At 71.1% G+C, this 22,871-nt stretch carries 19 protein-coding genes; 10 read left to right on the forward strand and 9 right to left on the reverse strand.

What is annotated here, in order from left to right; translation table 11 throughout:
- Positions 1 to 31: 31 nt before the first annotated feature.
- The 4 genes from WME95_RS24350 to WME95_RS24365 form a co-directional block, all read right to left on the reverse strand.
- A complete protein-coding gene (locus tag WME95_RS24350) occupies positions 32 to 1,417 on the reverse strand; it encodes a DUF1552 domain-containing protein (protein WP_437910808.1) in 1,386 nt (461 codons plus the stop codon).
- Between the two features lie 22 nt (positions 1,418 to 1,439).
- Positions 1,440 to 3,122 (reverse strand): DUF1588 domain-containing protein, encoded by a 1,683-nt coding sequence (locus WME95_RS24355; RefSeq protein WP_437910809.1) that lies wholly within the window; start codon positions 3,120 to 3,122, stop codon positions 1,440 to 1,442.
- Between the two features lie 453 nt (positions 3,123 to 3,575).
- Positions 3,576 to 4,229, reverse strand: coding sequence for a Vgb family protein (locus WME95_RS24360; protein ID WP_437910810.1), 654 nt, complete (start codon positions 4,227 to 4,229; stop codon positions 3,576 to 3,578).
- 27 nt (positions 4,230 to 4,256) lie between these two features.
- A complete protein-coding gene (locus WME95_RS24365; protein WP_437910811.1) occupies positions 4,257 to 5,570 on the reverse strand; it encodes a helix-turn-helix domain-containing protein in 1,314 nt (437 codons plus the stop codon).
- 99 nt (positions 5,571 to 5,669) lie between these two features.
- Between WME95_RS24365 and WME95_RS24370 the strand changes: the two genes are divergently transcribed.
- From WME95_RS24370 to clpA, 6 genes are all read left to right on the forward strand, one after another.
- A complete protein-coding gene (locus WME95_RS24370; RefSeq protein ID WP_437910812.1) occupies positions 5,670 to 5,822 on the forward strand; it encodes a hypothetical protein in 153 nt (50 codons plus the stop codon).
- A complete protein-coding gene (locus WME95_RS24375) occupies positions 5,819 to 6,601 on the forward strand; it encodes a DUF899 domain-containing protein (protein WP_437910813.1) in 783 nt (260 codons plus the stop codon). The genes WME95_RS24370 and WME95_RS24375 overlap by 4 nt, the downstream gene beginning before the upstream one ends.
- Positions 6,602 to 6,717: 116 nt before the next feature.
- Positions 6,718 to 7,032, forward strand: coding sequence for a hypothetical protein (locus tag WME95_RS24380; RefSeq protein WP_437555088.1), 315 nt, complete (start codon positions 6,718 to 6,720; stop codon positions 7,030 to 7,032).
- A 321-nt stretch (positions 7,033 to 7,353) separates the two neighbouring features.
- Positions 7,354 to 9,930 carry a glycogen/starch/alpha-glucan phosphorylase gene (locus WME95_RS24385; protein ID WP_437910814.1) on the forward strand — a complete coding sequence of 859 codons (2,577 nt, stop codon included), beginning with the start codon at positions 7,354 to 7,356 and terminating at the stop codon, positions 9,928 to 9,930.
- A 272-nt stretch (positions 9,931 to 10,202) separates the two neighbouring features.
- Positions 10,203 to 10,526, forward strand: coding sequence for an ATP-dependent Clp protease adapter ClpS (gene clpS, locus WME95_RS24390; RefSeq protein ID WP_272093285.1), 324 nt, complete (start codon positions 10,203 to 10,205; stop codon positions 10,524 to 10,526).
- Entirely contained in the window at positions 10,523 to 12,838 is a 2,316-nt protein-coding gene (gene clpA, locus WME95_RS24395) for an ATP-dependent Clp protease ATP-binding subunit ClpA (RefSeq protein ID WP_437910815.1), read from the forward strand. Before clpS ends, clpA begins: the two co-directional genes overlap by 4 nt.
- Before the next feature lie 232 nt (positions 12,839 to 13,070).
- On the opposite strand, the gene apaG is transcribed toward clpA, so the two are convergent.
- Positions 13,071 to 13,454 carry a Co2+/Mg2+ efflux protein ApaG gene (gene apaG, locus WME95_RS24400; RefSeq protein ID WP_044965505.1) on the reverse strand — a complete coding sequence of 128 codons (384 nt, stop codon included), beginning with the start codon at positions 13,452 to 13,454 and terminating at the stop codon, positions 13,071 to 13,073.
- A gap of 256 nt (positions 13,455 to 13,710) precedes the next feature.
- On the opposite strand from apaG, the gene WME95_RS24405 reads away from it, so the two are divergent.
- Complete coding sequence (locus WME95_RS24405; protein WP_437910816.1) at positions 13,711 to 14,763, forward strand: rhomboid family intramembrane serine protease; 1,053 nt, start codon at positions 13,711 to 13,713, stop codon at positions 14,761 to 14,763.
- Positions 14,764 to 14,823: 60 nt separating this feature from the next.
- Here WME95_RS24405 and WME95_RS24410 read toward each other — a convergent pair whose 3' ends face one another.
- Positions 14,824 to 16,035 carry a hypothetical protein gene (locus WME95_RS24410; RefSeq protein WP_437910817.1) on the reverse strand — a complete coding sequence of 404 codons (1,212 nt, stop codon included), beginning with the start codon at positions 16,033 to 16,035 and terminating at the stop codon, positions 14,824 to 14,826.
- A gap of 158 nt (positions 16,036 to 16,193) precedes the next feature.
- Between WME95_RS24410 and WME95_RS24415 the strand changes: the two genes are divergently transcribed.
- Positions 16,194 to 16,823, forward strand: coding sequence for a hypothetical protein (locus WME95_RS24415; protein WP_437910818.1), 630 nt, complete (start codon positions 16,194 to 16,196; stop codon positions 16,821 to 16,823).
- 36 nt (positions 16,824 to 16,859) lie between these two features.
- Here WME95_RS24415 and WME95_RS24420 read toward each other — a convergent pair whose 3' ends face one another.
- Together WME95_RS24420 and WME95_RS24425 are read right to left on the reverse strand one after the other, a co-directional pair.
- On the reverse strand, positions 16,860 to 18,035 hold the full coding sequence (locus WME95_RS24420) for a 1-aminocyclopropane-1-carboxylate deaminase/D-cysteine desulfhydrase (protein ID WP_437910819.1): 1,176 nt from the start codon (positions 18,033 to 18,035) through the stop codon (positions 16,860 to 16,862).
- A 14-nt stretch (positions 18,036 to 18,049) separates the two neighbouring features.
- On the reverse strand, positions 18,050 to 19,024 hold the full coding sequence (locus tag WME95_RS24425) for a ferritin-like domain-containing protein (protein ID WP_437910820.1): 975 nt from the start codon (positions 19,022 to 19,024) through the stop codon (positions 18,050 to 18,052).
- A gap of 193 nt (positions 19,025 to 19,217) precedes the next feature.
- Between WME95_RS24425 and serC the strand changes: the two genes are divergently transcribed.
- Both serC and WME95_RS24435 read left to right on the forward strand, forming a co-directional pair.
- Positions 19,218 to 20,303 carry a 3-phosphoserine/phosphohydroxythreonine transaminase gene (serC, locus tag WME95_RS24430; protein ID WP_437910821.1) on the forward strand — a complete coding sequence of 362 codons (1,086 nt, stop codon included), beginning with the start codon at positions 19,218 to 19,220 and terminating at the stop codon, positions 20,301 to 20,303.
- Between the two features lie 620 nt (positions 20,304 to 20,923).
- Positions 20,924 to 21,244, forward strand: a complete 321-nt coding sequence (locus WME95_RS24435; RefSeq protein WP_044965509.1) for a KGG domain-containing protein — start codon at positions 20,924 to 20,926, stop codon at positions 21,242 to 21,244.
- 238 nt (positions 21,245 to 21,482) lie between these two features.
- Here WME95_RS24435 and WME95_RS24440 read toward each other — a convergent pair whose 3' ends face one another.
- Positions 21,483 to 22,427, reverse strand: a complete 945-nt coding sequence (locus WME95_RS24440) for a fatty acid desaturase family protein (protein WP_437910822.1) — start codon at positions 22,425 to 22,427, stop codon at positions 21,483 to 21,485.
- Between the last annotated feature and the right edge of the window lie 444 nt (positions 22,428 to 22,871).

Consider the following 22,871-nt stretch of genomic DNA (forward strand, 5'->3'; position numbering starts at 1 on the left):
GTGTGGAGCCAGCGCCGCCCCCGAGCGGGCTTCAGGCGAGAAAGCCCGGCAGCGGCCCGCAGTTCGGCTCGATGCCGATGCCCGTCGCGGCGTGGCCGAGCGCGTTCATCACGGACGTGAGCAGCTTGTTCGAGCTCTGCGCGGTGGTGTTGTTGATGTACTGGCCCACGTTCACGCCCAGGTTCTTCCCGCCGATGACCAGGTACTGCATGTCCCGCGGGTTGTGGCTGTGGTTCGTGCCGCTCTCCACGCCCCAGAGCAGGATCGTGTTGTCGAGCATCGTGCCGCTGCCCTCGCGGATGCCCGCGAGCCGCTTCGCCAGGTAGGCGATATGGCTCGCCCAGAAACGATCGAACAGCATGAAGGCCTGGCGCGTGGTCATCGACTCACCACCGACGCTGACGCTGTCGTTCGTGCGGCTGACGTGCGCCACCACGTCGTGCCAGCTCTGGCCGAAGCCGAGGAGGCCCTCGTGGTGGCCGCCGGAGAAGCTGAAGTGGTAGTCCGCGACCCGCGTGCGATCGCACGTGAACGCGCTCACGATGATGTCGGCCTGGATCTGCGCCCAGCGCGTGATCGTCGTCGCGTTGTTGGTGCTGCCGTTGTAGCCGGAGGTGTCCGCGCGCTCGCACGCCGCGCCGGCCGGGACCGACGTGCCGCCGCCCATGCCCGCGATGCGCTTCTCGAGCTCGAACAGCGCTTCCACATGGAGCTCGAGCTTCTGGCGCTCGGCCTGGCCGAGGAAGCCCTGGATGGTCTTGAGCTCACGCGTGTTGATCTGGAGGATCCGCTGGTCGGCCTTGCGCTTCGCGGCCGCGACGGCATCCGGCATGCCGCCGGGCGTGGGCGTCGGCGTGGCGCCGTCGAAGGTGACGCCGCTGAAGATCGTGCTGAACGCGCGCGCGGGGTCGGCCGTGTGGGTCATGGGCTGGCCGGGGCCGCTGTACGAGATGATATGGCGCTTGTCGGCGCCGCCGCGATCGGCGACGCACAGGTGGATGCTCGCGATCGGCGTGCCGCCGCGCAGGTCGGAGCTCTTGAGCACGATCTGATCGAGCGAGGGGCCGTTCGCGTGGTGTGAGCTCTCGTCGATGAAGCGCGCGCCCGTGAACAGCTGCGCCATGCCCGCCTCGTGGTGATTCCCGACCGTCCAGGCATGGTCGAGCCGGCGCAAGAACAACATGTCGCCCTCGAGGCCGCGGAAATCGGCGAGCGGCTCCTGGAGCTGGAACGTCGACCCGCTGCCGGTCGGCCACCACTCGGGCGGGTGCGAGTCGGGCGTGAAGATCAGCACCAGCCGCTTGGGCACGACGGTCTGCGCCTCGACCTCGCGGTGGCGCAGCAGCGGCGCCAGGAAGATCGCGCCGGCCGCGGTCTTCAGGATGTCTCGCCTGGATACGTCGAAGGGCCTGGGCATGTTCGATCCTCGATGGCGGTAGCTATTCGCGCACGCGCTCCACCGTGCTCGGCGAAGACAGGAGCGCCACGAGCAGGTCGCGCAGGAGACCGGTGCGATCCAGCGCCGCCGTGCCCTGGACGACCGGCGGAATACCGCGCGCAGACTCGACCTGGCCGAAATAGAAGCGGAAGGCCTGCCGCGCCACGCACTCGCGGACCCAGGTGCTGCGCGACAGCGCTTCTCCCAGCCCCGCGGCGCTGTCGTACTCGCCGTCCACGTCGGTGTTGAGCAGCCGGCCCGCGGCGTCGATCGGCTGCGGCGCGGCCATGGGCGCGGTGAGCGACGGGCTCCTGTACTGCTCGAGCGTCCGATAGCGGCCCGCGCCGTCGAAATTCTCGAGCATGAAGCCGACGTTGTCGATCAGCGCGTGGCAGCTCTTGCAGACCGCCTGCGCGTCGTGCGTCTCGTACAGCTCGCGCGTGGTCTTCGGGGTCATGCGCAGCTCGCTCTCTTCGATCGGCGGCGGGGTGAAGTTCTCGGGCAACGTGATGTGCTGGCACAGCAGCTGATCGCGGATGAACAGGCCGCGGAGCGTCGGGGACGTGAGGTACTGCTTGGCTGTCTTGGAGAGCACGGAGCCGAGGGAGAGCAGGCCGCTCCGCGCGGTGTCCGTCGCGCCCGAGGCGTCGCTGCGGTAAAACGCGGAGAGCGCTGGATCGGCCTCGGGTACAGGCGCCGTGAGCAGGCTCGCGATCGAGCCCTCCATGCCTCCGTTCGCGCGGAGAAAGCGCTGCGTCTCGGCGGACATCGCCCCCTTCACATCGGCGAAGCCGGGGAACACGTCCTCGAACTTCTCCACCTCGGCCTCGAACGTGTGCAACCGCAACCACTGGACGAGGAAGTGACCGAGCTGGTCGGCGGCGCCCGGCGTCGAGAGCAGCTGGTCGATGTGCCCGGAAAGCAGCGCGGGATCGGCCAGCTCGCCGCGATCGGCGGCGGCGGCCAGCGTCGCAGAGGGCGGCTCGCCGAGCACGCTGTACGAAAGGAAGGTCGCGATCTCGTGGTCAGTCAGCCGGAACGCCGCTTTCGCCTCGTCGCTCGGCGCGCCGATCTCGGTCCGGTACAAGAAATAGGGCGAGTTCAGCACGCCCTTCAACACCCAGCGGAACGGCAGCGCCGGATCCCCGGACTCGGCGGCGAGATCGAACACTTCGCCATAATTGGTCAGGTCCTCCGCCGTCGCGGGCCGCCGGAACGCCTCGCTGACCGCCGCGCGCACGAAGTCCGCCTTGCACGTCGCGTCGACCTTGCCGCACGGAATCAATGCGCTGAGCTGCCGGTCGCCGAGCGCGAGCACCGCGGCCTCGGCCTTGGCCGCGTACTGCTCGGCCAGGGTCACGCGGACGAGCCCGCTGGTGGACATGTTCGGATAGATGCCGTTGTCCGGCACGGGCTCCATGTCCGAAATGTCGATCGACACGCCGAGCAAGCCCTGGACGGAGCGACCGTACTCCTCCGGGGTGAGCAGCCATGTGCGGGCGCGCAGCGCCGCGGAGGCGGGCGTGGGCGCCGCGTACGGCAAGCTCCCGTCGGCCTGCGGCGGGGGAACGTCGCTGCCGATCTCGCCGCCAGCCGCGCCCGAGGACGGATCGCCGAGCTGCCCGGTGCAGGCGGGCGCCAGAGAACCCAGAACGAAGATCCAGCCAAACGATCGAAGATGCATATCGGATCTCCACATGGGTACGCGGCGCCGATCGAAACCGCTCCCGTCGAGGAGGCTGGGAGTCCAAACGCTGTCCGTGAGTCAAACCGCCCGAAGCCGCCCATACAGCGTTATTGTTGCGCTGCAGTGGATGGCGAAGGTCCCGCTGCGGCCCCGCTCCCCTCGCCAGCGGCACCTTCTTTGACTTTGCTCTCGGCGGGGCCGCCGTGCCCCGGGCGGGCGGCTCGCGGCGCCCGGTGTCGTCGCATTCTCGAACCGCCTCTCCTGGAGGCATCGTATCGACGTAGAAATCTGCGCGCACCTTGCGCGCCTTCACATTCCCGAAGGTTTCGGTTTTGATCATCGCCGCGCGCAGCGGCCCAGCCGTTTCCGGTCGGCGCGGTGCCACTCACGCTGTAAGTTTGTCTCGAACCCCCTGGCCCGCTGCAGCCGGCAGGTCGAACCCAGGGTGAATCAGACCGCCTTTCGCGGCTTCTTCACCGCGCGGAGCCTGCCTGTCGCCGGGTCGCCGCACCACAGGCGGCCGCTCGCGTCCGCCTCGACGCCGGAGAGGCGCACGCTCTCCGGCAGCGCGAGCCGGTCCAGGACCTCGCCGCTCCGGGGATCGACGCGGCGGAGCTCCGACGGCGCGCCCTCCTCCTCGCACATCACGCCGTGCCAGAGATCGCCGTCGGTCCACGTGACGCCGGTGACGAGCCGATCGGAGACGAGCGTGCGGAGGACGGCCCCGCGCTCGGGATCGATCTTGAGGATCTTCCGCTCGCGGTAGATGCCCGCATAAAGCGCGCCGTCGGCCCACGCGAGCCCGCTCACGGGCGTCGCGTCGAAGCCCGGCACCTCGCCGACCGCGGCCCCGCTCGCGGGATCGATCTTCCGGATCCTTCCGCCCCCGACGACCCACAGGTGGCGCCCGTCGAACGCCACCCCCGCGCTGGCGGGCGCCTTCAGGCGACGCAGCACGCGGCCGCTCTCGGGCTCGGCGGACACGAGGTCTCCTCGATCGCCGTGCGCGAACCACACCGCCTGTCCGTCGAACGCGACCCCGTGGATCGACTCCACCCCTTCGAACGTGCGCTCCGCGATGATCTCGGCCTGTCGGGCTTTCACGGTCCACTCCTTCCTCGCCCCGCGCACTCAACCAGGGAGCGCGAGCCCGAGGAGCAACATTTGTGACGCGATCGACAGCGCCGCTCTGGGCCTCGCGTAGCGCCGCGAGGGGCCGCTGCCGGTGACCTCGACGGCGCGCGCGAGCGAGAGCTCCGCGAGCGCGCGCTGCACCGTGCGCGCGCTCTTGCCGAGCGCGGCGCCGATGGCCGAGGCGCTCCACGCGGCGCCGTCCGAGAGGAGCGCGCGGATGGCGCCCGCGTCGCCCGGCTCGAGCGGCGCGAGGACGACCACCTCCACGCCCGCGCCGAGCTCCCAGCGGTACGCGTTCCCGAGCGCGCGCACGACCCCGACGCCGCCGAGCTCGGCGCGCAGGCGCCCCACCTCGACGCGCAGCCGCCGCCGGTGGGACTCGTTGACCGCGCGGACGCCGAACGCGGCGCGCGCGAGGTCGTCGCTCGCGATCGCCGCAGGGTGAGCCCGGGCGAGCGCCTCGAGCAGGGCGAACAGGACCGGCCGGCGCGCGAGGTCGGCCCGCACCTCGCCGCCGTCGAGCACGCGGCGGCGGAGCGCGTCCACGACGACCCACCCCGCGGGCGCGGCGACAAGGGCCTCGACGTCGGCGAGGCGCACGGGCTCGTCGCTGCCGCCCTGGACGAGGCGCGCCACCGGCTCGTCGTGCGCGCGGAGGAAGCGCTCGGCCTCGGTGATGAGCAGCGGATGTCCGCTCGCCCGCGCCCACGCCGCGGCCTGCTCGGCCGCGAGCCGCGCCGAGGACGCGCGCACGAGCCGCGCGTGCACCTCGGCGCGCACGAGCGCCAGCGCGGCCCTGGTGAACACCGGCGCGTCGCTCGTGACCGTGGCCTCGGCGGCCGCGAGCGCCCGCTCCGCCTCGGCGACGCGGCCTTCGAGGAGCGCGGCCCGCGCCGCGCCCAGGCGAGCCCACGCCGCGTTCGTGGGATCGCCGGCGCGCTCGAGGGCGTCACCCGCCTCGACGAGCCCCTGCCACGCCTCGCCGATCTCCCGCTGCGCGAGCGCGATCTCCGCGAGGGCCGCGCTCGCGCGCGCCCGGGCGCGCTCGGCGCCCGCCGCAGCGAACGCCCGCGCGGCGCGGCCAAGCGCGGCCTTCGCCTCCGGATAGGCGCCCATCTGCGCGAGCGCGATCCCGCGGAGCGCGAGCGCGTGTGGACCTCCGAAGGGGCCGACCACCTTCAGCGCGTCGAGCGCGTCGCCCGCGGCGAGCGAGCGGGCCGCCAGCGCGCCGAGCTCGGCGGGGACCTCGGCCGTCGCATCCATCGCGGCAGCGTCGCACGCCCGGCGGCGCGCGCCAACGGATCGCGACATCGATGTTGCTGTCGCGGCCAGAGGCGCCGTGGTCATTTCCACGGGTCAGCGGCCGGCGCGGCGAGGCGCCGCGCGCGCCGCCCACAGGAGGAGATCCCCATGTGCCCTGCGTGCCTCGCGTCCATCGGATGGGTCCTCGCCCAGGCGGCCTCCGCCGGCGCCGTGACCGCCATCGCCGTCAAGAAGCTCCGGAACCGGAGCCAGAGCAGGAGCGCCGCCAGCGCCCCCGCGTCGAAGGGAGAGCGCCGATGAGCCGCGCCAAGATCGCTTCGAGGGAAGAGTGGCTGGCGGCCCGCCTGGCGCTGCTGGAGAGAGAGAAAGAGCACGATCGGCGGCGCGACGCGCTGAGCGCCGCGCGCCGGGAGCTGCCGTGGGTGAGGGTCGACAAGGCCTATGTGTTCGACGCCCCTTCAGGCAAGCTGACGCTGCGCGAGCTCTTCGGCGAGCGCCGGCAGCTCCTCGTCTACCATTTCATGTTCGCGCCGAGCTGGGACGAAGGCTGCAAGAGCTGCTCGTACGTGGCCGACAACATCCAGGGTGGCCACGTCCACCTGGCCGCCCGCGACACGGCGTATTGCGCCGTCTCCCGCGCGCCGCTCGCCAGAATCGAGGCGTTCAAGGGGCGAATGGGCTGGACGTTCCCGTGGGTCTCCTCGGGTGAGACGGACTTCAACTATGACTATCACGTCTCGTTCCGTGAGGAGGAGCGCGCTCGAGGAGATATGGAGTACAACTTCAAGAAGGCGAGCTCCCCCTTCCCCGAGGCCCCTGGGCTGAGCGTCTTCGCCCGCGAAGGCGACGAGGTCTTCCACACCTATTCGACCTATGCGCGCGGGCTCGACGTCCTGATCGGCACCTACAACTACCTGGATCTCACGCCCCTCGGCCGGGACGAGGCCGCGCTCCCTTACACGATGGCGTGGGTCCGCCATCACGACAGGTACCCCACGACGTCAGGCACCTCGCGAAACGAAGCGGCTGGGGAAGGCGGCTCGTGTGGGTGCGCCGCTCCGACGCGCGGGCCCGGGTGACCCGGACTCCTCGCGGATTCCGCGGGGATCACGCCCGCGGGCCGCGCTGCGCGGGGCCGCCCCCCGGTTTTTTGGCCGGTCCGGCCGCCTCGACGGACACTGGCGAGACGGTCGCGATGAAGAAGTGGAGCTTCCTGGCCCTGGGGCGCAGCTACGAGATCACGGATTATGGCCCCAGGTTCGGGATCGAGGTCACACGGGACGGCTACACCGTGTGGACCGGCTACCGTGACGGAGCGCGGCTCGTGACGGACACGAGCACCCTGCCGTCGCGCGAGCTCGTGGCGCTCCGCGAGGAGCTCGTCCTGCGGGCGAGCTCCTGGAGCGCCGCCCCGGGGACGGGCGCGGGTCTGCGTGCGCGCCGGCCGCAGCGCGCGGTCGAGCAGCTCGATCTGCTCGGGGCGCCGCTGCTCGGCGGCTGCCCGCGCTGATCGGCGGCTGCCCGCGCTGAGACGACGCGAGCGCGCCCAACTCCACCGCCGGACCGGGTCGACGCACCTGGCCGCCGCCCGCGTCAGCGATCGTGAGCCCGCCGCTGCTCACGCCGCCGCGCCCCGCCAGCCGTCGGCCATCCCACCGCTCTCCCGCGGCACCGGTTGACCGCGCTCCCCCCTACCAGGTCGCCGGGCTGGATTCCGCTCTCACCGCACTTTGGCCCGGGGACCATCGGCAACCCCCGCCCACACGGAACCTCATCCGAGCACGTCGCGCAGCCAACCAGCGCGGGCCAGATCCGTCTAAAGTGCGCCGCCATGGCCAACCCGATCGACGCCGACCCCAACCGTCAGAGAGAAACCCCCGCCCAGCGAGACAACACCACCCAGCAGCGCGACACCCCCGCCGCATTTTTCCGCGGCAACTCGGCGCCGGACGCCCGCACCGGCATGCACCCGGCCGCGCTGCGCCGCGCCTTCGCCGATCACCTGCACTACTCGCGCGCCCGGGAATCGCTGTCCGCCACGCCGTTCGATCGGTACGTCGCCATCGCCCTCGCGGCGCGCGACCGCCTCGTCGACCGGTGGACGAAGACGCAGCACACCTACTACGAGCAGGACGTCAAGCGCGGCTACTACCTCTCCGCAGAGTTCCTCCTCGGCCGGGCGCTCGTCGCCAACCTGCAGGCGCTCGACATCTACGACAGCTTCAAGACCGTGCTCGGCGAGCTCGGCCTCGACCTCGATGAGCTCGTCGAGCAGGAGCCCGACGCCGGGCTCGGCAACGGCGGCCTCGGGCGGCTCGCCGCCTGCTTCCTCGACTCAATGGCCACGATCGGCCTGCCCACCTACGGGTACGGCATCCGGTACGAGTTCGGCATCTTCGAGCAGGTCATCCGCGACGGCTACCAGGTCGAGCGCGCCGACGAGTGGCTCCGCTTCGGCAACCCCTGGGAGGTCGAGCGCCCCGAGCACGCCGTCCCGGTCTCGTTCGGCGGCTACACCGAGCGCGTCCCCGACAAGCGCGGCGGCTTCCGCGTGGTCTGGCGCCCGTCCGAGCAGGTCATCGGCGTCCCCTTCGACACGCCCATCGCGGGCTACCAGTCGAACACCGTCAACACCCTCCGCCTCTGGTCGGCCCGCGCGGGCGAGGAGTTCGACTTCGAGCTCTTCAACGCCGGCGACTACGTGCACGCCGTCCACGAGAAGAACCAGTCGGAGGTCATCTCGAAGGTCCTCTACCCGAACGACAACTTCGACAAGGGCAAGGAGCTGCGCCTCCGGCAGGAGTACTTCTTCGTCGCCTGCTCGATCGCCGACATCGTGAACCGCTACAACCGCGTCCACCCGGACTTCTCGCGCTTCGCCGAGAAGAACGCGATCCAGCTGAACGACACGCACCCCGCCATCGCGATCGCCGAGCTGATGCGCGTCCTCATCGACGACCACCTGCTCGCCTGGGAGGACGCGTGGAAGCAGACGGTCAGGGCCTTCGGGTACACGAACCACACCCTGCTGCCCGAGGCGCTCGAGCGCTGGCCCGTCGCGCTCTTCGAGCGGCTCCTGCCGCGGCACCTCGAGATCATCTACGAGATCAACCGGCGGTTCTTGCGCGAGGTCATGGACGCCCACCCGCAGGACCAGGACCGCGTGGCGCGGATGTCCCTCATCGAGGAAGGCCACGAGCGCCACGTGCGCATGGCCCACCTCGCGGTCGTCGGCTCGCACTCGGTGAACGGCGTGGCCAAGCTCCACTCCGAGCTCGTCAAGCGCGACCTGCTCCGCGACTTCTACGACCTCTGGCCCGAGCGGTTCAACAACAAGACGAACGGCGTCACGTTCAGGCGGTGGCTGCTCGCCTGCAACCCCGCGCTCGCCGCGCTGGTCACCGAGAAGGTCGGCCCGAAGTGGGTGACGGAGTTCGAGCGGCTGCGCGAGCTCGAGCGCCACCTCGACGACCCGGAGTTCATCGAGCGGATCGCCGCGGTGAAGCGCGCGAACAAGGTGGCGCTCGCGAAGGTCATCGCGCAGGAGCTCGACATCCACGTCGACCCCTCGTCGATCTTCGACGTCCAGATCAAGCGCCTCCACGAGTACAAGCGCCAGCTGCTCAACGCGCTCCACATCGTCGCGCTCTACCTGCGCCAGAAGCGCGGCGAGCCGGTGGTGCCGCGGACCTTCATCTTCGGCGCCAAGGCGGCGCCCGGCTACCGGCAGGCGAAGCTCATCATCAAGTTCATCCACGCCGTCGCCTACGTCGTGAACGGCGACCGGCGCCACACCGGGCTCCGGGTCGCGTTCATGCCGAACTACCGCGTCTCGCTGGCCGAGCGCATCATCCCCGCCGCCGACGTCTCCGAGCAGATCTCGACAGCGGGCATGGAGGCGTCGGGCACCGGGAACATGAAGCTCGCGCTGAACGGCGCGCTCACCGTCGGCACGCTCGACGGCGCGAACATCGAGATCCGCGACGCGGTGGGCCCGGAGAACTTCTTCCTGTTCGGGCTGACCGCCGACGAGGTGATCGCCCGCCGCAGCGAGCACTTCGAGGGGCGCACCGCGGTGGCCGCCGACCCGGAGCTCCGCGAGGTGATCGAGCTCATCTCGTCGGGCTTCTTCTCCCCGGAGTACCGCGAGCTCTTCCAGCCCCTGCTCGACCGGCTCCTCGGCCGCGACGAGTACATGATGCTCGCCGACTTCAAGGCCTACTCCGCCTGTCAGCGCGAGGTGGAGGCGGCCTACGCCGACCGGCAGAGCTGGCTGCGCAAGTCCGCGCTCAACATCGCGCGCGTGGGCGAGTTCTCCTCGGACCGCACGGTGCGCGAGTACGCGCGCGACATCTGGGGCCTCACGCCCGTCGAGATCGACCTCGGCGCGGCCATGTCGCTCGTGTGACGGCGCCGGCGCGCCCTCCGCCGCGGGCCGCTCGCGCGCCTGCGGCGGGGCGGCCGCGCCCGCCGGACGGAGCCAGCCGGACAAGGCCGGCGCCCGCGAACGAACCCAGCAGCACCCTCGGCCCGGTTCCATGAGCCGGGCGCCACGGCGGACGGAAAATCCAGGCCCGCGCGTGGCGAAGGGCGCCGCGGCGGAGCATGCTTCCGGGGCGTGAGCCCTCTTCGTCGGCCGCTCGCCGGGGCGGGGCTCTTGCTATCCTTCCCGACGGATTTATGCCGAACGATCCTGAGGAAAGAGAAGACAAACAGGGCGACCTCGCGACCGAGCGGGAACGGAAGGTCGAGAAGGCCCGCCGCTACAAGGTCGTGTTCCACAACGACGACTACACGACGATGGAGTTCGTCGTGCTCGTCCTCATGAAGTTCTTCCACCGCACCGAGACGGAGGCCACGCACATCATGCTGAGCGTGCACCATCGCGGCCACGGGGTCGCCGGCGTGTACACGAAGGATGTCGCCGAGACCAAGGTCGCCCAAGTCCAGGACTTCGCCAAGGAGCACGCGATGCCCCTTCGGTTGACCGCCGAGCCGGAATGACCATGCGCATCAGCCCCGAAGTTGAGATCGCCTTTTCGCTCGCCACCCGGGAGGCCTCGCGCCGCCGGCACGAGTTCGTGACCATCGAGCACCTGCTCTACGCGCTGCTCTTCGACGAGGAGACGGCCGAGGTCCTCCGGCACGCGGGGGGCGACACCCCGCTGCTCAAGAAGAAGCTCGAGCGCTTCCTCGACGAGGAGATCGAGGTGCTGCCGGAGGACGCGGACACGAGCCCGACGCTCTCGCTCGGGTTCCAGCGCGTGGTCGGCCGCGCCGCGATGCACGTGCAGTCCTCGGGCAAGAAGGAGCTCAAGGGGGCGAACGTGCTGGTGGCGATGTTCGCCGAACGCGACTGCCCGGCCGTGACGCTCCTCGGCGAGCAGGGCATCAGCCGCTTCGACGTCGTGAACTACATCTCGCACGGCATCTCGAAGACGGGCCAGGACGACGGCCTCCGGGAGGAGCCGCCGGAGGAGGGCGGCGAGCCCGGCGCCGCGCAGCCGATCAAGGATCCGCTCGCGGCGTTCACGATGAACCTCAACAAGGAGGCGGCCGAGGGCCGCATCGACCCGCTGGTCGGCCGCGAGAACGAGGTCGCCCGCACGATCCAGGTGCTCGCGCGGCGGCGCAAGAACAACCCCCTGCTCATCGGCGACGCCGGCGTCGGCAAGACGGCGATCGTGGAGGGGCTCGCGCAGCGGATCGAGAAGAAGGACGTGCCCGCGCCGCTCAAGGACGCGACCGTCTACGCGCTCGACATGGGCGCGCTCCTCGCCGGCACGAAGTACCGCGGCGACTTCGAGAACCGCCTCAAGGCGGTGCTGCGCGCGCTCGAGAAGCAGCCGGGATCCGTCCTCTTCATCGACGAGATCCACACGATCATCGGCGCCGGCGCCGCGAGCGGCGGGACGATGGACGCGTCGAACCTGCTCAAGCCCGCGCTGGCCTCGGGCCGCCTGCGCTGCATCGGCGCGACGACGTTCCAGGAGTACCGCGGCCACCTCGAGCGCGACAGCGCGCTCGCGCGGCGCTTCCAGCGCATCGAGGTGTCGGAGCCCTCGGTCGACGAGACCGCGCAGATCCTGAAGGGCCTGCAGAAGCGCTACGAGGAGTTCCACAAGATCACGTACACGGCCGAGGCGATCGACGCCGCGGCCAAGCTGTCGGCGCGGTACCTGCAAGATCGCCGGCTGCCCGACAAGGCGATCGATCTGCTCGACGAGGCGGGCGCGGCGGCGCGCCTCCGCCACGGCGACGGGTACACTGTCGACGCGGCGGACATCGAGCTCGTCGTCGCGAAGATGGCGCAGATCCCGCCGCGCCAGGTGTCGACGTCGGACAAGGCGCAGCTCAAGGATCTCGAGCAGTCGCTGCGCTCGGTGATCTTCGGCCAGGACGAGGCGGTGAAGCAGCTCGCGTCGGCGATCAAGCTGTCGCGCGCGGGGCTGCGCGCGCCGGAGAAGCCGATCGGCTCGTTCCTCTTCTCGGGGCCGACCGGCGTCGGCAAGACCGAGCTCGCGAAGCAGCTCGCCAAGGCGCTCGGCATCGGGTTCCTGCGGTTCGACATGAGCGAGTACCAGGAGCGCCACACCGTCTCGCGGCTCATCGGCGCGCCGCCCGGCTACGTCGGCTTCGACCGCGGCGGCCTGCTCACGGAGGCGGCGGCGAAGACGCCGCACGCGGTGCTGCTGCTCGACGAGATCGAGAAGGCGCACCCGGACGTGTTCCAGGTCCTGCTCCAGGTGATGGACCACGGCACGCTGACCGACAACAACGGCAAGAAGAGCGACTTCCGCCACATGGTGCTGATCATGACGAGCAACGTGGGCGCGCGGGAGCTCGCGCAGGCGCGCGTCGGCTTCGGCGAGCGAGGGACGGCGGGCGACGACGACAAGGCCTACAAGAACACGTTCAGCCCGGAGTTCAGGAACCGGCTGGACGCGCGCATCATGTTCCGGGCGCTGGATCCGTCGGTGATGGGCAGCATCGTGGACAAGTTCGTCGGCGAGCTCGCGGCGATGCTGGCGGATCGATCGGTGACGGTCGAGGTGACGGACCGGGCGCGGGCGGAGCTCGCGACGCGAGGGTTCGATCCGGCGAACGGGGCGCGGCCGCTCGGGCGCGTCATCGAGAACGACATCAAGCGGCGGCTCGGGGACGAGCTGCTCTTCGGGGCCCTCGAGAACGGGGGGAACGTCGCGGTCGACTTCGAAGGCGGGGAGTTCACGTTCAAGTTCTCGGCGGCGAACGGGGGGGGCGCGGAGAAGGCGAAGGTGAACGGGACGGCGGTCGAGCCGGAGGCCGTCGGCTAGGACGGCAGCAACGGAGCCAGCAGGGTGGGGGTGCCCGTGCGCGCGGGCGGCGGGGGCCCCTCCCACGAACTCGCGCCTTTTGGGGGGCGATTGCCGTGGGTGCGGGAGAGGTGGGTCGGGAGCGGTAGGCTGCGAGGCGGGCCGGCGCTCGGGTTCGTGGGGCCCTACCCCACCGCCCGCGCGCACGGGCACCCTCCCTGCTGGCTCTTCCAAGGGGGGTTGGGGGGCGGGGTCAGTTGAGGGAGTGCGGCATCGCCAGGGTGAACGACGCGATCTCGGCGTCGAAGACGCGGCCGTCAGGGCGGTGCATCTGGTAGGTGCCGCGCATCGTGCCGCGCGGGGTCTCGAGCACACAGCCGCTCGTGTACTCGAAGTGCTCGCCAGGCTTGAGCGAGGGCTGCTGGCCGACGACGCCAGGGCCACGCACCTCCTCCACCTTCCCGCTGCCGTGCGTGATGATCCAGTGCCGCGTCCTCAGCTGGGCGGGCTCGGTGCCTTCGTTCGCGATCCGCACGGTGTAAGCAAAGACGTAGCGGTGCTCCGTCGGGGATGACTGCGTGGGGACGTAGACCGTCGAGACGGTGACCCGGATGCCCTGCGTGATGGCCGTCGACACAACCACGCACTGCCACCGCTGCGGCGCGCGCACAAGGGCCCGGCCGCGCAGCGCGCGCACAAGGGCCCGGCCGCACAGCGCGCGCACAAGGGCCCGGCCGCGCAGCGCGCGCACATGAGGCGGCAACCGGCTCGGAGCGCCGCGGCTCGGTGTGACGACGAGACGGCCGGGCTCCCGGAGACCCGGCGTTGACAGCTTCCGGCCTCATCCGCACGTTTCGGTGAACCTTGGGTCGACGAACCGTGGAGGACCCGCCGTGGGCGAACAGAACCGTATCTGTGTTCGAGATGCAGTTGGCGAGCCGTTCGTCCCGATCGCGATCCTGCCGCCGAGGCGCGGCGAGAGGGCGGCGATGATCCAGAACGGCGATCCCACCTCCGGAGAGGCGGAAAATCAGGGCCTCGGGCTCACGGCCATCGGCCCCGTCATGCCGGAGCGCAAGATCCGCGAGTGGGCCCTCGTCCTCCAGTCGAGCGAGCTTTGGCACGCCGTGCGGTACACGCCGGCGGGCTGGGTGCTCCTCGTGCGCGACGAGGACTACGCCCTCGCCGCAGGCTCGATCGATCGGTACGAAGCGGAGAACCGCAACTGGCCCCCGCTCCGCCCGCGCGAGCGGCTGCGCCACCCTCCGTCCATGGTCGCCGGCGTCGCGTTCGCCGCGCTCGCCCTCTTCTTCTTCCTCGTCACCGGGCCCGCGAGCGGCGGCGGACGCTGGTTCCAGCGCGGCGCCTCCGTCGCCGACCTCGTCGTGGGACCGGAGCCGTGGCGCGCCATCACCGCGCTCACGCTGCACGCCGACTCGGCCCACGTGATCGGCAACGTCATCTCCGGGACGGTCTTCGCGTCCGCCGTGCAGCGCCGCCTCGGGCCGGGCGGCGCCGCGCTCGCCGTGGTCGCCTCGGGCGCGATCGGGAACTTCGCGAACGCGCTCTGGCACCAGAGCATGGGCCAGCACCACGCCTCGATCGGCGCCTCCACCGCGGTGTTCGGCGCGATCGGGCTGCTCGCCGCCACGCAGCTGATGCTCGACCGCGCGCACGACAAGGAGAGCGGCGAGAAGCGCCACCTCCTCCACCTCGTCGCGCCGCTCGTGGGAGGCCTCGCCCTCCTCGGCGCCCTCGGCGCGAGCCCACGCTCCGACCTCGGCGCGCACGCCTTCGGGTTGCTCAGCGGCGCCGCGATCGGGGTCGTCGCCGGCCTGTCGCTGCGCAACCGGCCCGCGCCGCGGCGCCCCGTCGTCCAGGTCGCGCTGGGCGCGACCGCGGCGGCGCTCGTCCTCGGCGCGTGGCAGATCGCGCTCATCACCTGAGCGCACGACCGCGGCGCTCGTCCTCGGCGCATGACGCGCGCTCATCGCCTGAGCGCGACCTCAGTCGACAGGCCAGATCCCCACGGTGCCGCCGACCCAGGTCAGGTCGCGGTTCTGATCGACGCCGAGCATCCTCCCGCGCGAGAGCCGCACCAGGTTGAGGACGAGCGAGAGCTCGGGCTCGTCCGGCGCGCGCAGGAACATCATCCGCACCTCGGCCTTCACCCCGTTCCCGTCAGGCATCGCGAGCGCCGGCTCGTACGCGACCTTCTCCTGGAGCAGCCAGCCCGAGCGCTCCCCCTCCGGGATCGCGGCGATGTCCTCGGGCGTGACATCCACCTTCACCCCGGAGCCCGCGAAGGAGAACAGCGGCTTGAGCACGTAACGCTCGAGATCCAGCGGCGCGCCGTCCAGCGCGCTCAGCGTCCGCGCGCGCGGGAGCGCGGGGTGATCGATGTAGGGCAGCGTGTACTTCGACCAGGTCCAGTACCAGTTCGGGTGCGAGCACCACGTGACGTCGAGCGGATCGCCGTACCGGAACGGGAGCTCGACCCGCTTCGACTGGAGCTCGTCGAACACGACGCGGTTGTACAGCCGGCGGACCTGGACGAGCCGCCCGCCCACCCGGCGGAACAGCCGGTCCCCCTCCCGGACGAGCGCCGTCGGACAGACGGCGTCGACCCCGACGAGGAGCTTCGTCGCCACGAAGTCGGGGTACGTCTTCTGCTTCTCCGGCGCGAGGTCGAGCAGGACCACCGACTCTTCGGGCTCTCCCGCGAGGATCGCGCGGCGGAGCTGCGCGAGGACGTCGGCGGTGCTCCGGCCCCCGAAGCAGCACGACCAGCGCCGGTCGAGCCCCGGCATCCCGGCGAGCACCTCGGCCATGATCTCGACCTGGACGAGCATGAGCGCGTAGAGCGACGGGAACGCCTGCAGCTCGACCACCTTGCCCGTGAGCTCGCCGTCCGGGCCGCGCACGATCGCGAAGTCGACCTGCACGCAGTTGGGGAGCGGATCCATGCCCGGGACGTCGAGGTGCGCAGGGATGGCGCGCTTCATCTGCGCGATGAGCGCGGGGCTCGAGATCTGTCGCACGATCTCCGTCGCGGAGCGCTCGAGGTCGTCGCGCAGCCTGTGCGGCAGGAACAGCGGCGTCTCGGCGACGCGGAACGGGATCGCGCACCCGAGCCGCCGCTCGAGCCGGCCGAGGTAGTCCGCGTAGGTCGACGGCCCGAAGGCAGCGTTGAACGCGCGCCGGAAGGTGGGGTCCATGTATTTGTATTTTGGTGGTATCACGGCAACGCGCGCGGCTGAACGACCCGCCGGACGCCTCCAGCAAGAGCGCGCCGGGGGCTCCCTGCGGTCCGATCCGGCTTGAGGCCGCGGACACGGCGACTACAGTCGCCGCGAACCCCGCTGAGGCCTCCACGATGATCAAGCTCCGCTCCGCCATGGTTTTGCCGCTCGTCGCCGCGCTCACCGCGGCGTGCTCGAAGACCCCCGAGCCGACAGCCACATCCGCGCCCGAGGCGCCGGCGACCAGCAAGCCCGCCGCGCCCGCCGAGGCGGCGCCTGCTCCGAAGCCGGCGCCGGCCAGCGGCCAGCAGGCGGGCGGCGCGCTCGCATGGGACGCCCCGGCGAGCTTCGAGAGCGCGCCGAACCCCAACTCGATGCGCAAGGCCACGTACAAGATCAAGCGCGCCGCCGGTGACGCCGAGGACGCCGAGCTCAGCGTCAGCCAGGCGGGCGGCAGCGTGGACGCGAACATCACGCGCTGGGCCGGCCAGTTCTCCCAGAAGAGCGACGATTCGCCCAAGCGCACCGACCTCAAGGCCGGCGATCTCAAGGTCACCATCGTCGAGGTGAAGGGGACGTTCGCCGGCTCCGGGATGCCCGGCATGCCCGCCTCGGATCCGAAGCCGAACTACGCCCTCCTCGGCGCGATCGTCGAGACGCCCTCCGGCGATCCCTGGTTCTTCAAGATGACCGGCCCCGAGAAGACGGTCACCGGGGCGCGCGCCGACTTCGACAAGCTCGTGAACAGCCTGCGCGTGAAGTGACGCCACCGCGCGGCGCGTCGACCGCGCGCCGCGCCCTCAGTACGCGATCTCCCCGTCGAAGAACCGCGCGAACGCCGGCGGGAGCGCCGCCGCGCCGCCCTCCGCGAGCGGCGGTCGCGCGCTCGAGAGCGTCTGCCAGAGCAGGATCGTCTCCCGCGGGCGCTCCTGCGCGATCCCGCGCAGCGCGGCGAGCGCCTTGGCGCTGTACGTGACCTCCCCCGGCACGCCGATCAGCCGCTCGACCTCGGGGATCGCGGCGATGGAGGCGGGGGTCGGCATGCCGTAGCCGGGGCCGATCGCGCGGTGATCTATCTCGAAGCGGACCGGCGGGAGCCGGCGCCGGGTGAAGCGCGGCGCGCGCCGGGCGAGCAGGCGCTTCATGCTGCCGATCTCGTACCGGACGACGGCGCGGTTCGACGCGATGCGCTCGGTGATGCGAACGCCGACGATCGTGGTCGGCCAGCCGAGCACCGCGGCGCCCAGCGTGAGCCCCGCCAGCGTGCCGCCCGTCCCCGAGGGGACGACGATGCGATCGGGCCGGGGGGCCTCGCCGCGCTGGACCTGCTCCGCGAGCTCGAGCATCGCGTCGACGTAGCCGAGGCACGGGAGGGCGGACGAGGCGCCTGGCAGGATGAAATACGGCCGGTCGGCCCGCCGCAGCGCCCGGATCGCCCGGACCGCGGTGGTCGCGTACCCGCCGCCATGGACGAGCTCGGCGCCGCTGGCCGCGTCGGCGAGGAGCGCGCCGCGGCCGAACCGGGTGATCGGCTGATCGAACAGGACCGCGGTGACGGCGAAGCCGAGCGCGCGGCCGAAGAGGGCCGTGGCGGTGACCTGCGTCGACGCCAGCCCGCCGACGGTGACGAGCGTCCTCGCCCCGCGCCGCTCCGCGTCGGCGAGCAGGAACTCGAAGCGACGCACCTTGTTGCCGCCGTAGAGCGGCGAGATCAGATCGTCGCGCTTCACCCACACGCCGCCGCGCCCGAGGTACCCCTCGATCGCGGCGCACGGGACGACCGGCGTCGGCGCGTGCGCGAGGGGGCGCCACGGGACCTGCCCCGAGAGCTCGGGCAGCTCGGCGAAGAGCGGAAGCTCCCGCGACGCGGGCAACGCGGGCAACGCGGGCAACGCGGCAGGGCGCGCTCCGGGAGGCCCCGCCGCGCCCGCCGCCCCGGCGCGGGTGGCTCGCTCCTCGTCCTCGCCGTCAGCCACGCTCCACCTCGCGTTCAGGCGCGCGCCGCCGCGCCGTGCCCCGCCTGCCTGCCGCCCGGGCCCGCCTGCTCACCGGCGTCGCCGGGGTCGTCTTCCGTGCCGGCTTCCGCGCCAGCGCCGAGGCGGCCGCCGCGCGCGACCAGGGGATCGCGCAGGTAGGTGTCCGTCAGCCGCTTCGGCCCCGCGAGGCCGAGCAGCCGGAGCGGGAAGAGCAGCACCGAGAGCACCCACGACGCGAGGCCGAGCGCGAGCTTGCCCCCGTACGCTTCCGCCACCAGCGCGAGCTTGCGGCCGGCCGACATCGACGAGATCGGCGCCTCGGTCAGGCCGATCCGCATGAGCCGGAGCTCCGCGATCCGCACCGTGTGGCGCACCAGATCGGGCAGGCGCTTGAGCGCCGGGTGGTCCATCGGCAGGCGCTTCTTCATGAACGCCTCGAGCCGCGACACGCCCCAGAGCGACACCAGCGCGAGGCCGAGCAGCCGCCTCCGGAGCGCCGGCCTGCCCGCGATGGCCTTCCTCGTCTGCTGCTCGCCGAAGTCGACGTGCCGCTCTTCCTGCCGCACGCCGCGCTTCAGGATGGCGACGATCTCCGGCTCATCCACGGTCTCGATCATCGCGTAGAAGGCCTGGAGGACGAGGCCCTCGCCCAGGGCCATCTCGAGGGCGACGTGCTCGGCCCAGTCCCCGCCCATCAGCCCGGTCGCGAGGAAGCGCACGCTCCAGGCGGCCTTGTCCGGCGGCGCGCCCAGGATCTCGAGGATGCGGAGGAAGTTGCCGACGTGCTGGAACTCCTCGACGGCCTGGCGCGCGAGGAAGCGCGCGGACTCCAGGTCGGGGGCGTTGTACAGCCAGTGCCCTATCTGGACGCCGGTGATCTCCCCGTAGAGGAACTGCTGCACGGCCCAGACGATCACGTCCTTGTCCTTGACGGGATCGAGCTTGGCGCCCTGGAAATCGAACGCCATCTCTTCGCGGGTCACCAGCATCACTCGCCCTCCGGAGCGGTGAATTTAGCCCAGATCGCGGCCGCCGGCAGGTCCGAGGCGAAGGGCCCGGCGCGGCGCGATCCGCCGCGGCGGCGCTCCTGCTCGGCCCGTCCGGCGGAGGCGGCGCCCCCCGTGGTATACGGCCGACACGGCGGCATCAGGAACCGCCGACTTGAACCTCAGGAGAAGCACCATGGCGCGTGTCCACAACTTCAACGCCGGCCCTGCCGGGCTCCCCCTCCCCGCCCTCGAGCGCGCGCAGCGCGAGCTCCTCGATTTCGAGGGGACGGGCATGTCGATCATGGAGCACAGCCACCGCGGCAAGGCGTTCGAGGCGGTGCACAACGAGGCGATCTCGCTGCTCCGGCAGCTGCTCGGCCTGTCGGACGACTACCACGTGCTGTTCATGCAGGGCGGCGCGGCCATGCAGTTCGCGGTCGTGCCGATGAACCTCCTGCCGGCCGGCAGGAGCGCCGACTACATCCTGACCGGCGGCTGGTCGGAGAAGGCCCTGGAGGAGGCGAAGCGCGTCGGGACGGTGCGCGTGGCCGGGAGCACCGCCGTCGACAAGCGGTACACCCGCATCCCCCACCAGGGAGAGCTCTCGCTCGATCCGAACGCCGCCTACGTCCACATGACGACGAACAACACGCTGTTCGGCACGCAGTGGCACTGGCTGCCCGATACGGGCGATGTGCCGCTCGTCGCGGATATGTCGTCCGACATCCTGTGGCGGAAGATGGATATCTCCAGGTTTGCCCTGGTTTACGCCGGTGCCCAGAAGAACATCGGGCCGAGCGGGATCACGGTCGTGCTCGTTCGCAAGGATCTCGTTGACAGCGCGCGAAAAGACATTCCCGTCATTTTCCGTTATGCCACTTACGCTGCCAACAACTCGCTCTACAACACACCTCCGACATTCGCAATCTACCTCATGCGCAACGTGCTCGCGTATACGCTTGAGATCGGTGGGCTCGAGGAGGTCGAGCGACGGAATCGCAAGAAGGGTGAGCTGCTGTACGAAACCATCGACGCGCACCCGGACGTGTTCCGGGCGCCTGTCGAGAAGGAGAGCCGCTCGTTCATGAACGTGGTGTTCCGGCTGGCCAGCGAGGAGATGGAAAAACGCTTCGTCGCCGAGGCCGCAAAGGAGGGTATGGTGGGGCTCGCCGGACACAGGTCGACCGGGGGTATCCGGGTTTCGATCTACAACGCAGTACCCGTTGCATCGGTAGAGCGCCTCACGGCGTTCATGCGGGATTTCGCCAAGAGGGGTTGACTCGCGGCGGGAGCACGACGTTCTCGGTATTTCCAGGTTCGCCGCTGTTTCCAAAACACGCTCGGTGAACCTCCCCCTAATTCGTCGCGTCCCAACCTTCAGCCCGCTTGACGTTGTTCCGCCCGGCACAACAGGCCTTCGCGGAAAGGGTCTGTCGGCCTTTCCGCAGCTGGGAGGGAGGCGGTGAACGCCGCTCCCCGACCAGCACCGGGAGGGGACGGCGAACGCCGTTCCCCGACCAGCGCTGGAAGAGGACGGCGAACGCCGCTCCCCGACCAGCGCCGGGAGGGGACGGCGAACGCCGTTCCCCGACCAACGCCGGAAGGGGACGGCGAACGCCGCTCCCTGACCAGCACCGGGAGAGAGCGGCCATCGCCGGTCTCGACCGGCCCGGGAGGGGACGGGGGGAACGCCGTCCTTTACCGGCTCGCAGGCCCCGTTCGGAGACCTGAATCGAGCGAGCCAACCGTAAGGAGAGGATGATGGCGAGCATGGATGATCGTATGATTTCCAGGAGTGAGGAGGGCCAGGAGGAGAGAGGGGCCTCGCCGAGCGAACCCCCGCCTTCGTCAGCGTCGCAGCGGGCTGCCAACGAGCGGCAGCAGCGTGGCTTCGCCGCCATGGACGAGGACCGTCAGCGCAAGATCGCCAGCAAGGGCGGGAAGGCAGCCCACGAGAAGGGCACGGCGCACGAGTTCACGCGCGACGAGGCGCGCGCCGCCGGCAAGAAGGGCGGCGAGGTCGTCAGTCAGAACCGCAAGCACATGGCCGAGATCGGGCGCCGTGGCGGCGAGCGCGTGAGCCAGGACCGGGCCCACATGGCCGAGATCGGCCGCAAAGGCGGCGAGGCCGTGAGCGGCGATCGCCAGCACATGGCCGAGATTGGCCGTCGTGGCGGCGAGTCGCGGGGAGACCAGCCGCGGGAGAATCAGCCGCGCTGACCGGGGGACGCGCAGGGCCCGGCGCCCCCGGCGCCGGGCCAGCCCCCTACCCCACGCGACGGCCACGACCCTGGCCTCCCGGTCGTCGCCGCAAGGTGCCTCTCGGGAGGTCTCCAGGCGCCACAGGACCGCGCGCGCCGCGCCGGCGTGGCCGCCCCCGCACATCTCGGTCAGACGCTCGGCGCGCCGCCCCAGGAGGGCGGCGCCGAGCCTCCAGCGCGAGGCAGGAGCTGGCGGGTCAGCCGGGCGCGATCGCGCCCAGCGAGACGTCGCTGGGCGTCTCCTTCGGGCCAGGGATCCATTCCTCGTCGGGCTGCTCCGGCGGGAGCACGACCGGGGCGCCGTCGTAGCGCAGGCGCTTGCCAGGCCAGACGAAGCTGCGGAAGAGGTAGGCGAGGAGCGAAGGCTGGTCGAGGCCCGGGTGGATGAAGGGCGCCACGCGCCTCGCGTGCGCGGCCGGCAGGAGGCTCCAGTGGAGGCCGGGCTCCATGTGATGGATGGAGTGGAAGCCGTTGTTGTACGTCCACCAGTTGACCAGCCGGCCGACGAAGTTGCGCGAGTGGTTGTACTCGCTGTCCTCGTCGCAGCCGTCGTGCTGGAGGTAGTTCATGGTCACGATCCCCCACGCGGCGTACTGGTGCGGGATCAGGACGTAGAGGAGGAACTTCTGCCAGTCGAGCGCGAGCAGGGCCCCCATCGCGCCGAGGAACACCGCCGACTCGAGGAGCATCTGACGGAACCACGGCGGGTTCCGCCGGTACATCGCCTTGAAGTAGCGCATGTCGGCGGGCAGGATGTCCCGGACCACGCGGCTCATGAAGAAGAGGCCGTTCAGCAGGTTCCACCGATAGCGCACCTTCGTCGTCCGCATCACGTCACGCCGGGACTGCGTGTACTTGTGATGGCTGAGGTTGTGGCCCGGGACGTAGGCGCTGACGGGGTGCCCGTAGGTGAGCGTCAGCACGACCTGGAACGCGCGGTTCATCCATCGCCGCCGGAACACGGGGCAATGGACCGCGTTGTGGGTCGCGACCGCTCCGAGGAACGAGAACACGCACGTCGTGACGAGGAGCGGAATCGCGAGCCATAGCGCGCGCGGCGCGTAGACCCATTGCACCGCCACGAGCACGAAATACGTCGCGACGAAGAGGAGTGTCTTGATATCGGCGCGGTACCGGAGCATGGCTGTTCTTCGCTGCTACTACCAGGACCACGCGCCGAACCGACCGGCAGCGCCGAGCAGCGCAGGCCGGCCCGGACGGGCGCAGCGGCCCATCTTCTCGGCGCTCTTCCTAGCGCATTTCGTCGCAGCTGGAAGCCCGAAGTTGCATTCCGACGAGCGCTCCGCGCCATCCCCACCCGACATCCGTGTTTCACGCCGATGTCTCGCGCTCGGTGCGATCGTCTCTACGCACCTCGCGCCGGTATTCAGGCGTGGGAGCCGCTCCGCCGGTGTGCCGGTGAGGAAGCCGCTCCGCCGGTGTGCCGGTGAGGGAGCCGCTGCGCCGGTGTGCCGGTGAGGGAGCCGCTCCGCCGGTGCTCGGCGGCGCGTGCGGCGGAGCACTCCGGCGCGCTCCGGCGTGCGCTGGCGCGCTCCGGCGTGCGCTGGGCCGGAGGCGGCTCGCGC

It is taken from the genome of Sorangium sp. So ce327, assembly GCF_051530205.1.
In the GTDB taxonomy this organism is placed as follows: domain Bacteria; phylum Myxococcota_A; class Polyangia; order Polyangiales; family Polyangiaceae; genus Sorangium; species Sorangium cellulosum_B.